At 70.2% G+C, this 14,013-nt stretch carries 13 protein-coding genes and 1 tRNA gene; 6 read left to right on the top strand and 8 right to left on the bottom strand.

Going from position 1 to position 14,013, the window contains the following annotated elements; translation table 11 throughout:
• Window positions 1–45: 45 nt before the first annotated feature.
• The 4 genes from AB0J80_RS09565 (at window position 46) to AB0J80_RS09550 (ending at window position 5,125) form a co-directional block, all read left to right on the top strand.
• Window positions 46–1,092 carry a substrate-binding domain-containing protein gene (locus AB0J80_RS09565; protein ID WP_364702454.1) on the top strand — a complete coding sequence of 349 codons (1,047 nt, stop codon included), beginning with the start codon at window positions 46–48 and terminating at the stop codon, window positions 1,090–1,092.
• 18 nt (window positions 1,093–1,110) lie between these two features.
• Window positions 1,111–2,295, top strand: a complete 1,185-nt coding sequence (locus tag AB0J80_RS09560) for a Gfo/Idh/MocA family oxidoreductase (protein WP_364702452.1) — start codon at window positions 1,111–1,113, stop codon at window positions 2,293–2,295.
• A gap of 590 nt (window positions 2,296–2,885) precedes the next feature.
• Window positions 2,886–3,950: a xylose isomerase gene (locus AB0J80_RS09555; protein WP_364702449.1), complete on the top strand. Its 1,065-nt coding sequence runs from the start codon at window positions 2,886–2,888 to the stop codon at window positions 3,948–3,950.
• A 167-nt stretch (window positions 3,951–4,117) separates the two neighbouring features.
• The gene (locus AB0J80_RS09550) at window positions 4,118–5,125 is read left to right on the top strand and encodes a sugar phosphate isomerase/epimerase family protein (RefSeq protein ID WP_364702446.1); all 1,008 of its coding nucleotides are present in this window, start codon (window positions 4,118–4,120) and stop codon (window positions 5,123–5,125) included.
• A gap of 58 nt (window positions 5,126–5,183) precedes the next feature.
• Here the strand turns inward: AB0J80_RS09550 and AB0J80_RS09545 are convergent, their stop codons facing one another.
• Window positions 5,184–5,495 (bottom strand): hypothetical protein, encoded by a 312-nt coding sequence (locus tag AB0J80_RS09545; protein WP_364702443.1) that lies wholly within the window; start codon window positions 5,493–5,495, stop codon window positions 5,184–5,186.
• 201 nt (window positions 5,496–5,696) lie between these two features.
• On the opposite strand from AB0J80_RS09545, the gene AB0J80_RS09540 reads away from it, so the two are divergent.
• Window positions 5,697–5,769, top strand: a tRNA-Asn gene (locus AB0J80_RS09540).
• A 216-nt stretch (window positions 5,770–5,985) separates the two neighbouring features.
• On the opposite strand, the gene AB0J80_RS09535 is transcribed toward AB0J80_RS09540, so the two are convergent.
• From AB0J80_RS09535 to AB0J80_RS09520, 4 genes are all read right to left on the bottom strand, one after another.
• Window positions 5,986–7,095, bottom strand: a complete 1,110-nt coding sequence (locus tag AB0J80_RS09535) for an AI-2E family transporter (RefSeq protein WP_364702440.1) — start codon at window positions 7,093–7,095, stop codon at window positions 5,986–5,988.
• A 39-nt stretch (window positions 7,096–7,134) separates the two neighbouring features.
• Window positions 7,135–7,512, bottom strand: coding sequence for a hypothetical protein (locus AB0J80_RS09530; protein WP_364702437.1), 378 nt, complete (start codon window positions 7,510–7,512; stop codon window positions 7,135–7,137).
• Between the two features lie 93 nt (window positions 7,513–7,605).
• Window positions 7,606–8,472 carry a M48 family metallopeptidase gene (locus AB0J80_RS09525; protein WP_364702434.1) on the bottom strand — a complete coding sequence of 289 codons (867 nt, stop codon included), beginning with the start codon at window positions 8,470–8,472 and terminating at the stop codon, window positions 7,606–7,608.
• A 66-nt stretch (window positions 8,473–8,538) separates the two neighbouring features.
• Window positions 8,539–8,895, bottom strand: a complete 357-nt coding sequence (locus tag AB0J80_RS09520) for a hypothetical protein (protein WP_364702432.1) — start codon at window positions 8,893–8,895, stop codon at window positions 8,539–8,541.
• Window positions 8,896–9,043: 148 nt separating this feature from the next.
• Between AB0J80_RS09520 and AB0J80_RS09515 the strand changes: the two genes are divergently transcribed.
• Window positions 9,044–9,532 carry a DUF1269 domain-containing protein gene (locus AB0J80_RS09515; RefSeq protein ID WP_364702430.1) on the top strand — a complete coding sequence of 163 codons (489 nt, stop codon included), beginning with the start codon at window positions 9,044–9,046 and terminating at the stop codon, window positions 9,530–9,532.
• Between the two features lie 24 nt (window positions 9,533–9,556).
• Here AB0J80_RS09515 and ppk2 read toward each other — a convergent pair whose 3' ends face one another.
• The 3 genes from ppk2 to AB0J80_RS09500 all read right to left on the bottom strand — a co-directional run bounded on the left by ppk2 (window position 9,557) and on the right by AB0J80_RS09500 (window position 14,004).
• Entirely contained in the window at window positions 9,557–10,399 is an 843-nt protein-coding gene (gene ppk2, locus AB0J80_RS09510; protein ID WP_364702428.1) for a polyphosphate kinase 2, read from the bottom strand.
• Between the two features lie 21 nt (window positions 10,400–10,420).
• Window positions 10,421–13,219, bottom strand: coding sequence for a cation-transporting P-type ATPase (locus tag AB0J80_RS09505; RefSeq protein WP_364702425.1), 2,799 nt, complete (start codon window positions 13,217–13,219; stop codon window positions 10,421–10,423).
• A 137-nt stretch (window positions 13,220–13,356) separates the two neighbouring features.
• Window positions 13,357–14,004: a DUF308 domain-containing protein gene (locus tag AB0J80_RS09500; protein ID WP_364702423.1), complete on the bottom strand. Its 648-nt coding sequence runs from the start codon at window positions 14,002–14,004 to the stop codon at window positions 13,357–13,359.
• Between the last annotated feature and the right edge of the window lie 9 nt (window positions 14,005–14,013).

Genomic DNA, 14,013 nt, shown 5'->3' with positions numbered 1-14,013 from the left:
ACCGGCGACCGGCGACGGCCGCCCGGTCACCCCTGGGAGAAAACGATGAACGATCTTTCCCGTCGTCGCGTCCTCTTCGGCGGCGCCGCCCTGGGCGCCGGCGCCCTGCTCACCGCCTGCACCAGCAACACGCCGAGCGAGAACACGCAGATCAACACCAACCAGAACGCCGGCAACAACAAGAACGCCGAGCCCGGTCAGAAGGTCGTCATCGGCTTCTCCGCCCCGGCCGCGGACCACGGGTGGGTCGCGGCGATCACCAACAACGCCAAGGCGCAGGCCGCCGCGTACCAGGACGTGGAGCTCCGCAGCGTCGCGGCGGGTGCGGACGCGGCTGCCCAGCGCGCCGCGATCTCCACGCTCATCGCCCAGAAGCCGAACGTGATCGTTCTGCTGCCGCACGACGGCAAGGAGCTCAACTCGGTCGGCCTGGAGGCCATGAAGGCCGGCATTCCCGTGGTCAACCTGGACCGGGCGTTCCCCGACCGGGCCGCGTACCGGCTCCAGATCAAGGGTGACAACTACGGCATGGGCCTGGCCGCGGGCACCTGGATCAGCGCGCAGCTCAAGCTCAAGGGGGTCAGTAACCCGGTGATCGGCGAGATCCCCGGCATCGACTCGCTCGAGCTCACCCAGGAGCGGACGGCGGGCTTCAACGAGGCGCTGGGCCAGAACGGTTTCAAGGTCGCCAACCGGCGCCCGGCCGAGTTCACCGCGGACAGCGGGCAGCGGGCCGCCACCGAGCTGCTGCAGGCCCTGCCGAAGATGGACGCGCTCTGGAACCACGACGACGACCAGGGCATCGGTGTGCTGGCCGCGATCAACCAGGCCGGCCGCAAGGAGTTCTTCATGGTCGGCGGCGCTGGGAGCAAGGCGGCGATCGACCAGATCGCGGCGGACAACAGCGTGCTCAAGGCGACGGTCACCTACAGCCCCTCGATGGCGTCCTCCGCGATCTCCCTGGCCCGCCTGATCGGTCAGGGCAAGGGCATGGCAGACCTGGTGGAGCTGCAGGTGCCGAAGGAGATCACCCTCGCCTCCGAGACGATCACGAAAGAGAACGCGGCGAAGTACAGCAAGCTCGGTTTCTGACGATCACGAACGGAGAGCATGATGGGGCAGCTGCGGGTCGGCATGGTCGGTTATGCGTTCATGGGCGCCGCGCACTCTCAGGCATGGCGCACCGTCAACCACGCGTTCGAGCTGCCGCTGTCGGCGCGGATGTCCGTGGTCTGCGGCCGCGACGAGAACAAGGTCGCGGCCGCGGCCGCCAAGCTCGGCTGGGAGTCGCACGCCACGGACTGGCGCCAGGTCGTCACCGCGGACGACGTCGACCTGGTCGACATCTGCACGCCGGGCGACACCCACGCGGAGATCGCCCTGGCCGCCCTCGCCGCCGGCAAGCACGTCCTCTGCGAGAAGCCGCTGGCCAACACGGTGGCCGAGGCCCGGCAGATGGCCGAGGCGGCGGCGGCCGCGCAGGCCCAGGGGGTCCGCACGATGTGCGGCTTCAACTACCGACGGGTGCCGGCCGTCGCCCTCATGCGGCAGCTGGTGGCCTCCGGCCGGATCGGCACGATCCGCCACGTCCGCGCGGTGTACCTGCAGGACTGGATCGTCGACCCGGAGTTCCCGCTGGTCTGGCGACTCCGCCGGGACGTCGCCGGGTCCGGGGCGCTGGGCGACATCGGCGCGCACATCGTCGACCTCACGCAGTACGTGACCGGCCAGCAGATCACCGGGGTCAGCGCCCTCACCGAGACCTTCGTGCGCGAACGGCCCCTGCCGGCCGAGGCCGCCGGTCTGTCGGCGGCGGGCAACGGCCACGCCGGATCCGGCGAGGTCACGGTGGACGATGCGGCCCTGTTCCTCGCCCGGCTCGACGGGGGAGCGGTGGCCACCTACGAGGCCACCCGCTTCGCCACCGGCCGCAAGAACGGCCTGCGCGTCGAGCTCAACGGCTCGCTCGGCTCCGTGGCGTTCGACTTCGAGCGGATGAACGAGCTCGAGTTCTACGACGCCACGCTGCCCCCGAGCGAGCAGGGCTTCAGCCGCATCCTGGTGACCGAACCGGACCATCCGTACATGGCGGCGTGGTGGCCGGCCGGGCACCTGATCGGCTACGAGCACTCGTTCACGCACGAGGTCCGCGACCTCATCGCGGCGATCGCGGCCGGGCAGGACCCGGCACCGTCCTTCGCGGACGCCCTCCAGGTCCAGCTGGTGCTGGACGCGGTCGAACGGTCAGCGGCATCCGCCGCCTGGGTGAACGTGGAGGCGCTAGCGACGGTGTGATTCGGCGTTGCGAGGGCGGTCCGGTTGCGCCCCGGACCGCAAAGGACGCGGTCGTCCTGTGTGGGTTCCAGGGACGGCTTTCATAGGTACGGGCACAGCACAGTCCCGTGGCACACGCCCGGGCTGTGCCGTCCCGGCCTGGTCGCGCCACCGTCCGGGCTGGATCGGTGGTTTCGCCGGCCTATCGGCCGCCCGCCCGGGGCGTTCGTACGTGTTGGTGGGCGGTGTGTGTCCGAGTGTGCATTTGGTGCACGGGTGCGGCTTCCTGCGATGGTATGGGTTCTTGCCTATTGGGGGGTTGCGGGCCAGCTCACCGAGGGCAATGACATCGGTGTCAGTCAATGTAGTCGGCCTACGTGGATCAGGTCGGTGCCGGTCACGGCGTCGCACGGCGAGTACGCCGCTGATCCGGGCGCCGGTTGAGGCTCGTATCCGAGGGCAACAGACCCCACGGATGGAGGCGTCATGGCACCCCGTCGGTCCGCCACGACGGCAGCGGTGACCCGCGGCCACATGATCCATACTGGACCGCGCACGAACCGATGCACGTGCGAATGCACCGGTGACGCCCCGCTCCAGGAGGGATTCTGATGCGTCTGCGCCACCACTCGGGCCGGGTCGTCCACCTGACCCACGGGACCGACCTGCGGCCTGCCCGGGACCTCCCGGCCGTCGTCGAGCAGCTCGACGCGTACGCCGCCGCCGTCCGTGCCCGGCAGGACGTGGACACCCTCGGGGTGAGCCTGTGGCTTCCGCCCGGCCTCGCCGCCGCCCTGGCGATCGACGCGCGCTCCCGTACCCGGCTCAGGGCCGAGCTCGACGCGCGCGGGCTGGAGGTCGTCACGGTGAACGGGGTGCGCTACGCGCAGGGCGACGGCTCCGAAGCGCCCGACTGGAGCAGTCCGGCCCGCCTGGAGTACACGCTCGACCTCGCCCGCATCCTGGTCGACCTGCTGCCCGACGACGCGGTCCGCGGCGCGGTCACCACCGTCGGCATCGGCCGCCGCGACGGCTGGGACGAGCCCCAGCAGAAGGCCTGCTCCCGCATCCTGGGCCGGCTCTCCGGCGGCCTCGCCGAGGTCGCTTGGCAGACCGGCCGCGCCGTACGCGTCGGCTTCCGCCCCGAGCCGGGCGCGGTGCTCGACGGCTCCGCGTCCGTCGCGGCGGCCTTCTCCCGGCTCGACAAGGACCGTCTCGGCGTCTGCCTCGACCTCGCCCACCTGGCGTGCACCTGGGAGGACCCGGCGGCCTACCTCGACCGGCTCGCCGGCGCCGGCGTGGCGGTGATCCAGGCCCAGGTGGCCGCCGCCGTGCAGGCCGCCGAGCCGCACGCCGCCGCGGAGGCGCTGCGCGGGTACGTCGAGGAGGACGTCGCGCACCCGGTCACCACCCCGGACGCCGGTTACGTCTGCGACCTGGCCCAGGCGCTGCAGGAGTTCCCGGCGGGGCCGTGGCGGGTGCTGCACCGCGTACCGTGGCGATCGGAACCGCCCGCGCCGCTGAGCGCGACCACCGAGGTCTCCCGGACGGCGCTGCGGCATCTGATGGACGCCGACGTGCCGGGCACCGAGCATCTCGACATCGAGTGGCGCTACGTCGCCGAACTGGCCGAGCTCGGACTCTCGCCCCCCGAGGCGGCCCGCCTGTCTTGTTGAGGGGCGTCCGCGCACCTAGAGTTCAAGCTGGCACCGCTTGCGGGCGGGCCCGCCGGGAGGCGCAGACCCGGCGTGGCCGCGACGCCCGCCGGCCACCGTGCCGCCCGCCGGTCGTCCTCGCGCCGGCCCGGAACCCTCTTCGTCACGCTTGCGAACAGGGAGATGACATGGCGCGACCCATCACGCTCTTCACCGGCCAGTGGGCCGACCTGCCGTTCGAGGAGGTCTGCCGGCTCGCCGCCGAGTGGGGCTACGACGGCCTCGAGATCGCCTGCTGGGGCGACCACTTCGAGGTGGACCGGGCCCTCGCCGAGGACGACTACGTCGACCGCAAGCGCGAGCAGCTCGCCAAGCGCAACCTGCGGGTCTTCGCGATCTCCAACCACCTCGTCGGCCAGGCCGTCTGCGACCACCCCATCGACGAACGCCACCAGGACATCCTGCCGGCGGCGATCTGGGGCGACGGCGACCCCGCGGGTGTCCGGGAGCGCGCCGCGGAGCGCATGAAGGACACCGCCCGCGCGGCGGCGAAGTTCGGCGTCAAGACGGTGGTCGGCTTCACCGGCTCGTCGATCTGGCACACCGTGGCGATGTTCCCGCCGGTGCCGCCCGCCATGATCGAACGCGGCTACCAGGACTTCGCCGACCGCTGGAACCCGATCCTGGACGTCTTCGACGAGGTCGGCGTCCGCTTCGCCCACGAGGTGCACCCCAGCGAGATCGCGTACGACTACTGGACCACCCGGCGCACCCTCGAGGCGATCGGCCACCGCCCGGCCTTCGGCCTCAACTGGGACCCGTCGCACTTCGTCTGGCAGGACCTCGACCCGGTGAACTTCATCCTCGAGTTCCAGGACCGCATCTACCACGTCGACTGCAAGGACGCGAAGGTCCGCACGGGCGACGGCCGCCGCGGCCGGATGGCGTCCCACCTGCCCTGGGCCGACCTGCGCCGAGGCTGGGACTTCGTCTCCACCGGCCACGGTGACGTCCCCTGGGAGGACTGCTTCCGCGCGCTGAACGCGATCGGCTACGACGGCCCGCTCTCGATCGAGTGGGAGGACGCCGGCATGGACCGCCTGGTCGGCGCCCCCGAAGCCCTGCGGTTCGTCCGCCGCCTGGCCTTCGACGCGCCCGCGGCGGCCTTCGACGCCGCGTTCTCCTCGTCCTCCTGACCCCGGGTACGCAGAAAGCCCGGCCGACGAGGGCCGGGCTCTCTGCGTGCGGCGTGCGTCAGTACGTCGTGCCGGTGCTGTTCGCGCTCACGCTGGAGGTCGACAGGTCATCGGAGGTCGACGACGAGGACGACGACGTGCTGGCGGAGTGCAGCTTCTCACCGAGCTTGGACTGGTTCAGCTTGTCCTTGCCCTCGGTGTAGAGCTTGTTGGCCTGCGCCTGGGCGACGCCGGCGGCCTCCTGGACCGTCGGGTGCTCCCACACCTTCTTGGCGTTCGCCGCGATCTCTTCGTACTTCTCCCGGCCGGCACGGCTGCCCAGGACGAAGCCCGCCGCGAGACCCGTGATGAACATGAGCTTTCCGCGCATGGCGGCTCCTTCCGTTCGTTGACGCGCGTGCGTCTGATCCGGTGCATACCCATCCTGCCGCTCAAACATTCACCTCGCCCCGGTTTCGTCCCTCATCGGGTCGTCCCGGGTGTGTCGGGCACCCCTGTCGGCGCCGGGCCTGCGGGTGTTGTATTGTTCTTCCGGTCACCACGACAGCCCGCGAAGCGGGAGGTCAGACGATCCCCTGTAGCTCAATTGGCAGAGCAGCCGGCTGTTAACCGGCAGGTTATTGGTTCGAGTCCAATCGGGGGAGCTCTTGACCAGGGGAAACGTGCCCTGGATCACTTCGGCTGCACTTTTCCGCACATTCCCGCGTGACGCTTGGTCCCCTGGTGGTATGCGACGGGTGAGTCATTCTCGCTCCTCAGCAGTTGGTGCATCACGCCGGTGCCCAGGGGCCGTGGCCGCTCGTGGACCGATCGTCGTCGGTCAGGAGGCCGCGCCGCCTCATCCGGCGGGAGTGAACGCGTCACCGGGCAAGCCGGCCGCTCTCCTCGCCGGCCGCGCCGCCCGCTGAGATCAGCGCGCCTATCCAGCGCGTCGACGGGTCGATGTCCACCAGCAGCCCTTTGGCCAGCAGGCTCAGCGGGATGGCCAGCAGCGCGCCGAGGGGCCCCAGGACCCACGACCAGAACACCAGCGACAGGAACGACATGGTGGCCGACAGCCCGACAGCGTCACCCACGATCTTCGGTTGGATCACCGACTGGATCACGAAGTTGACGACGCAGTACAGCGCGATCACGGTCACCATCAGCGATGTGCCGCCCTCCAGGAAGGCGAGCAGGGCCGGGGGCACCAGGCCGACCACGAACCCGATGTTGGGAATGTAGTTGGTGATGAAGGAGAGCAGTCCCCACAGCAGCGGCAGGGGGATGCCCAGCGCCCACAGGACGAGGGTGTCGATCACCGCGACGATCAGCCCGAAGACCGTCGACACCAGCAGATAGCGCCGGGTTCCCTGAGCGAAGGACCGCAGGGCGCCGACCACCTCTGGCCGCTGGGTGGCCGCCGTCGCGAGGCGGGCGGGGAAATGCACGGCGTCGAGACAGAGGAAGAGCAGCACGGCGATCAGGAAGACGCTGTTGGACAGCAGGCCGAGCACTCCATCGAGCGTGGCCAGGACCAGGTCCGCGATGCCGCTCGGCCCGATCAGCCCCCCGATGTCCTGCACCCGCTGGGCGTCGACACCCATCGCCTCCAGCGCCTGGGTCGCCGTGGTCCGCAGTTCCGCGAACTGACTCTGGTACTGCGGCATCAGGTCCACCAGGCGGGTGACCGACAGCACGAGCGCCACGCCCAGCGCGGCCAGCACGAGATACACCGTCGTCAGCAGGGCCGCGGCGGCCGCCCAGGCCGGTGCGCCGTGCCGGCGTAACCAGGTGCTGAGCGGACTGGCGGTGACGGTCAGCATGAGGGCCAGCACGACAGGGCCGAGGATGTCGGCGACCCACCGCAGGCCGGCCACCGACACCACGACGCTCGCCAGGCCCAGCAGCACGATGACTCCGCGGGGCAGAACCGGATCGCCGTTCTGGTCACCGGCCAGGCGGCGAACCTGGGCGACATTCGGCCGCACGGTGTACCCCCTCGCTGAACGCGAGCCCTCGAGGGGGCTTCAGGACGTCCGAACCTCGCGGCCATGCACCGCGAGTGCGTAGATGACCAGGATGTCGGTCGCGATGACGATGGTGCACCAGATCGGGTACGCCGGGAGGAACGCGATGTTCGCCAGGGCGCTGAACACGGCCACCACGATGCCGAGGACGCGGGCCCACATCTGGCCGAGGAGGACGCCGACGCCGATGCCGATGGCGGCGAGCCCGAGGATCAGATGCGTCCAGCCCCAGGACGTGTAGTCCATGCTGAGGATCAGTCCGCGGCGGGTGACCAGGTACTCGTCGTCCTTGAAGAGTGCAACGAAGCCCTCGATGGCCTGGAAGCTACCCATCATCATGAGCATCAGGCCGCCGAAGACGACGAACCCGGTCCACATGGTGGGTTGGTACCGCGAGGTCTCATACGGGTCTCTCGCGGTGTAAGCCCGTCTAGCCTGAGTGTCCGACATGGCGATGCCACCCTTTCGTTTTCAGACCGGTGTCTCCTTCCCGGCCTCGCGCAGCCGGGCATGGAACAAACCGAGGCGGTAGAGCCGCTCGAGCCGTCGGACGGTGAACGGGTGCGAGCGGGGAAGCTGGGAGAGGCCCACCCAGAAGCCTTTGAGCTTCTGGCCTTGGCGGACCAGCTCGTCGACGTCGACGACGTTCTCGGTGTGCCGGCCCGAGGCCAGCAGCACCAGACCGGTCATCCCCAGTGGCGCGAGATGGGCGCCGTGCCGGTCGCAGGAATACTCCCGCAACCGCGACAGCGCCGGGCCCAGCAGCGGGATCCGCTCGGAGTAGGCCACCGCGAGCTGGTACCACAGCGAGACGTGGTGCAGCCGGATGTGGCCCAGCTCGTGGCCGAGGATGAACCGGAGGCCCTCGCGGTTGTCGCGGTACAGGTTCGTGAACAGCTCGTTGGCCAGCACGACGTAGTCGTGGCCGGTGGCCTGCGCCGCGAAGGCGTTGAGGGTGCCGTTGCCGTTGGCGAGGAAGATCTGCGGGCGGCGCCGGAGCCCGAGGCGGTGCGCGAACTCGTCCGCCGTCTGGTACAGCTCACCGTACTGACGGGGGGACAGCTCCACCGCGGTTCCCCGGATGGACGCCCGTTGCGTCTCGCGGACGATGACGAGGAAGGGGATGAGGAGCAGCAGACCGAGCAGGGCCGAGCGTACGGCCGTCGCCCAGCCGGAATCGTGATAGCGCTCGGGCAGATACGGCAGCATCACGGCGGCCTGCAGGATCAGGCCGATGATGAGCAGGTTGAGCACCGTCATGAAGACGAAGAACGGCAGCTCTGCGGGATGCCGCAGCCGCCTGCTGGGGATGGTTGGTTGCCGCTTGGACGTCGACACAGCGGTTCTCCCGTCCGGGAACATTGAAGCCGGCGTCCAGCCTCGCCGCGGCGCGACGTTCGCACCTCACCCCGGCGAGATGAGCGGCCGCAGCGCGAAGCTGTGCGAACCCGGATGGCCCTGGGGCAGGAAGCAGTCGTCGGCGTACCGGCCGCGAGGCGACCGGGCGACGCAGGGGTCGATCTGCACGATGGTTTCGCGCCGCTCATCCCACCGCAGCCACCACCACTGGTCGCCGCCGTCCGCCGTGGCGACCAGAGCCGCGTGGTCGCCGCCGTGTCCGGCCACCAGCTCGCAGCCGAGGTGTTCGGCGACCGGCCGGGCATCGTCGGTGGTCGCGGAGTCCCACAGCAGCTGAATACGGTCGACCCGGGCGCCCACGAGACAGCGCGCGTTGGTCGTCCGCGTCCTTGAGTCGGTCACGCCGTGGACCGTTCCCCAGTTGTCTCTTGTTAACACTCCATCAACGTGCGGGGAAATAGCCCGGACGGGATGAGGAGCCGGCGGTGGCGTGGCGCCGACGATGTCGGGAGGAAGCCGCATGTCGGCGCGGAGCCCCTGAGGAGCAGCGATGACGACCTTCACGGTGTGGAAGTTCGACGATCCCGACGGTGCGGACCGGGCCGTGGAGATCCTGAACAATGCTGAGGCGGACCGGATCGTCAAGATCGATGACCATGCTGTCGTCCGGTGGCCGGTGGGTCAGTCCCACCCCGACACCAGCCACGGGCACGACTCCGAATGGCATGGGGTCGGATGGGGTGCCGTGCTCGGCCTGATGATCGGCGCGCTGTTCTTCATGCCCGTGGTCGGCGGCCTTGCCGGCGCCGCGCTCGGCGGCCTGGCCAAGCGGACCGAGGACGCCGGGATCACCAAGGAGCAGCTGGAGAAGATCCGCACCGAGGTGACCGAGGGCACCTCGGCGCTGTTCGTCGTCACCGAGCAGGGCAACGTCGACCGGCTGGCGGAGCGCATGCACGGGCTGCGCAACACGTTGATCGCCACGAACCTGACGGACGCGGAGCGCAGCGAGCTCCTCGAGGCTTTCGGCGGCCGGTGACCGCGCACCGCGTCGGCGCGGCGATCAGAACGGCGTCGGGATGTGCCGGACCGGCGGCACCTGCTCGCGGTGGTTCTCCGGCTTCTGCCGCTTCGGGAGTGTCACGTCCCGGGGCGGCAGCGGCCGGTACGGCACATTGCTGAGCAGGTGGCTGATGATGTTGAGCCGGCCTCGCTTCTTGTCGTTGGTGTCGGCGACGTACCACGGTGCCCACGCGGTGTCGGTGGTGCGGAACATCTCGTTGCGCGCGTGTGAGTAGTCGTACCAGCGGCTGTACGACTTCAGATCCAGGTCGGAGAGCTTCCAGATCTTGCGCGGGTCGTTGATCCGGCTCTCCAGGCGGCGCGTCTGCTCCTGCTGGCTCACCTCGAGCCAGTACTTGAGCAGGATCACGCCGGAGTCGACGATCGCCCGTTCCACACCCGGCACGGCCTGCAGGAACTGCTGGGTCTGCTCCTCGCTGCAGAAGCCCATGACCCGTTCGACGCCGGCCCGGTTGTACCAGCTGCGGTCGAAGATGACCACGTCACCTGCGGCGGGCAGGTGCGGCACGTACCGCTGGAAGAACATCTGCGAGCGTTCCCGCTCGGTCGGCGCCGGCAGCGCTACGACCCGGAAGACGCGCGGGCTCACGCGTTCGGTGATCGCCTTGATCGTGCCGCCCTTGCCCGCCGTGTCGCGGCCCTCGAAGACGATGCAGATCTTCGCGCCGGTGTCCTTCACCCACTCCTGCATGGCCACGAGCTCGCCGTGGAGGCGCCGCAGCTCGTGCTCGTACTGCTTGTTCTTCATCCGCGGTTGCCCGTGCCCGTCGGACGGGGCCACCATCAGATTCCCGTCGCTCTCGTGATGCTTGTGCTTCGCCATGGCGTACCTCCTGGGGTTGTCTCAGATCGCCGATGCGCCGGTGCGGGCCCGCTCGGGGGTGACGGCCCGCTGCGGATCGATGGCCGCGCGCGGTGCCCGGACCCTGCGGATCGCCTTGGCGACCTCGACGACGACGGGCAGCACCATGGCCAGGGCGATGCACGCCAGCCACTGCGGGCCGCTGAGTGGCTGGGTGAGCAGGCTGTGCTGCAGGAAGTCGACGCGGGTGGCCAGCACGAGCAGGGTGACCGGGATGAGCCCGATGGCCGCGCCCTGCAGGATCGGTGGCAGGAGACCGGCGGCCGGATCGCGCCGGTTCGTCAGCGCGTTGCCAACCGTCCCCAGGCCCATCACCACGAACGTCATCGTCATGGCGGCGCTCGGCGCGTCGGTACGGGGTTCGTCAGGGCCGGCGACGAGCGGCACCAGGGCGGCTCCGAAGAGCACCGCGGCATAGAGCACCCAGAACAGCACCGCGCGGGCGTTGGTGATCGGGACTGCCGGATCGCGGGGCGGCCGGTGCATGACCTGAGGGTCGCCGGGGTCGACCGCGATGATGACGACACCGATGGCGGTGGCGAAGAAGAAGAGGTAGAGCACCATCGACGGGGTCATCGCCACGCCCTGGTTGATGTTGACGGCGGTGGCGGTCACGAAGAGCATCACGAGCGCCAGCAGCTGCGTCATCTGGTAGCGCACGTACGCCACGATCTTCTCGTAGACGCGGCGGCCGATCTCCACGGCGCGAACCAGCGTGCCGAAGTTGTCGTCAGTGAGGATCATGCGCGCGGCCTGCTTCGTGACCTCGCTGCCGCTGCCCATCGCGACCCCGATGTCGGCCTGCTTCAGCGCCGCCGCGTCGTTGACGGCGTCGCCCGTCATCGCGACGATCATGCCCTGCTGCTGCATCGACCGGGCCAGGCGCAACTTGTCCTCGGGGGACACCCGGCCGAAGACGTGCAGGTCCGGCAGCCGCCGTGCCAGCTCCTCATCGGACAGGTCGCGCAGTTCCCGGCCGCTGACGGCTCCCGGCCCGAGGCCGAGGGTCTCGCCGATGGCCTGGGCGGTCACCGCGTGGTCGCCGGTGATCATGCGTACGTCGATCCCGGCGCGCAGCGCGGTGCGGACCGCCCCCTTCGCCTCGGCGCGCAACGGGTCGATGATGCCGACCATGCCGACGAAGGCGAGGTCCTGAGTGAGCGACATCGGGTCGGCGACCGCCGTCGGAACCTCGTCCGGCCCGACCAGCCGTGCGGCGAAGGCGAGCACCCGCAGGCCCTTCTCGCCCATCCGGCGGTTCGCGGCCTCGATGTCGGCGCGGGCCTGCTCGATCGGCACCTGGCTGCCGCTCAGCGGCCCGCCCGCCTGCGAGCAGCGGCCCAGCACCACGTCCGGCGCGCCCTTGACCAGCTCGATCACCTGGTGCGTGCCGTCCACCGCGTAGCGGTGATAGGTGGCCATGAACTTGTACGCCGAGTCGAACGGCACCTCCGCCAGGCGGGGGTACGCCCGGCGCGTCTCGGCGGCATCCACGCCGAGTTTGGCGGCGAGCACGACCAGAGCCGCCTCCGTCGGGTCGCCCACGACGGCGCCGTCGTCCCCGACCGTGGCGTCACTGTCCAGCACGAGCCCGAGCGCCAGGCGGGTGAAGTCGGGCACCGGGCCGCCGGCCACCGAGGTGATCTCGCCGGCCTTGCGGTAGCCCTCGCCCTGGACGGTGAACCAGGCTCCGCCCGTGTAGAGCACCGACACCATCATCTCGTTCATCGTCAGCGTGCCGGTCTTGTCGGTGTTGATCGCGCTGGTCGCCCCGAGCGTCTCCACGTCGGTGAGGTTCTTGACGATGGCCTTCGCCTGGGCGAGATGCTTGGCGCCGTACGACAGCAGCCCGGCCACGAACGCCGGCAGGCCGGTCGGGATGGCCGATATCGCCATCGCGGTGCCCAGCAGGATCACCTGGTCCAGCGCCATGCCACGCAGCACGCCCGCCACGACGATGAACGCCACCGCGGCCCAGGCGATCGCGCCGAGCACCTTGGTCAGCGAGTCGAGCTCGCGCTGCAACGGTGAGCGGGTCCGCTTGACCTCGGTGAGCATGGTGGCGATCCGGCCCATCTCGGTCTCCATGCCGGTCGCCGTCACCACCATGGCCGCCGTGCCCCGGGTCACCGAGGTGTTCTGGAACAGCATGTTGGTGCGGTCGCCCAGGGCGACGTCGCCGGGCGGAAGCACCCCGGCGTCCTTGGCCACAGGGGCGCTCTCTCCGGTCAGGGCCGCCTCCTGGGTCTCGAGCGTGGCTGACCGGACCAGCCGCCCGTCGGCGGGTACGAGATCGCCGGCCTCGAGATGGACGACGTCGCCGGGGACGACCTCGGCGGCGGGCACCATGACCAGATCACCGTCGCGGACCAGCCGGGCCTCGGGCACCTGCATCTTGGCGAGCGCGTCCACGCTGGCCCGGGCGTTGAGCTCCTGCCGCGCACCGAGGACGACGTTGAGCAGGACCAGGAGCCCGACGATCACCGCGGTCGAGATCTCGCCGATGAGGAGGCTCACCGCGACCACGATGACGAGCATGACGTTCATCGGATCGCGGAGCTGCTGCAGCGCCACGGCCCACACCGATGGTGGCTTCTCCTCGGCGATGCGGTTGGCGCCGTACCGGGACAACCGGGCGGCCGCCTCGGCGCGGCTGAGCCCCCGGTCGGCATCGCTGCCCATGGCCGTCACCACGTCCACCGCGGTACGGGCGAACCACGGTCGTTCGTGCCCCGGGATGCCGGGGGTCCGCTGCTCTATCGTGCCGGTTCCGTCGGTCATCGCGCGGCCTCCACGTTCGCCGGCAGGCCGGTCCCGCACGGCTATCGGTCCACGCTGGCGTCCCGGCCCGGACGTGCGCCTCACTCGTCGAGGATGGTTCCGATGCCCGAGGGCGGTATCTGCGTCGTCCCGGCCGGTCAGTGCGCGCCGCTCGGCTGCCGCGCCGCGCGCATGCCCATGATGGCGGTGATCGTCAGGCCGATGCCGCTGAAGGCGAGGACCGTCGCACCGATGAAGACGAAGGCGCCGATCCCGATCTTGGGCCAGGCGAGCACCGTGACGGCGCCGAGCACCATGAGCAGCGCGGTGGCGATCTGCCAGTTGTTGCCCTCCGGCGCCCTGCTGCCGATCGCCGTGAACAGCTGGACCAGGCCGTCCAGGAGCCAGCCGATCGCGACGACGACCAGAAGCACGGCCAGGGAGGCTGTCAGGTTCCGCAGACACAGGAGGCCGACCAGCCCGGTGAGCACCCCGAACACGATGCCGAGGAGCCGGTAGAGCAGCGGGTAGCCCGGGGCGAACAGCAGCAGGCCGGCACGGACGAACCCGGTCACGACCAGATTGAGGCCGAAGAGGACAGCGACGACCCGGATGGTGGCGTCCGGCCAGGCGAAGGCCGCGACGGCGAGCGCGATCGCCAGCACGCCGAGGATGAGCCGCAGCCAGTGCCGGTGCGGTGGGAGCCCTGGGTACGGCTCGGCGGCGCGGCCGTCCGGCCGCGTCATCGACGTCCACTCCGCGTCGGTCGCGGCCGGCGTCGGCGGGCGCTCGGGCATCGCAGTCATGCCTCGATG

It is taken from the genome of Actinoplanes sp. NPDC049548, assembly GCF_040676695.1.
In the GTDB taxonomy this organism is placed as follows: Bacteria; Actinomycetota; Actinomycetes; order Mycobacteriales; family Micromonosporaceae; genus Actinoplanes.
Note: the sequence above shows the minus strand (reverse complement) of the source record. Positions and strands in the feature narration are given on the sequence as shown.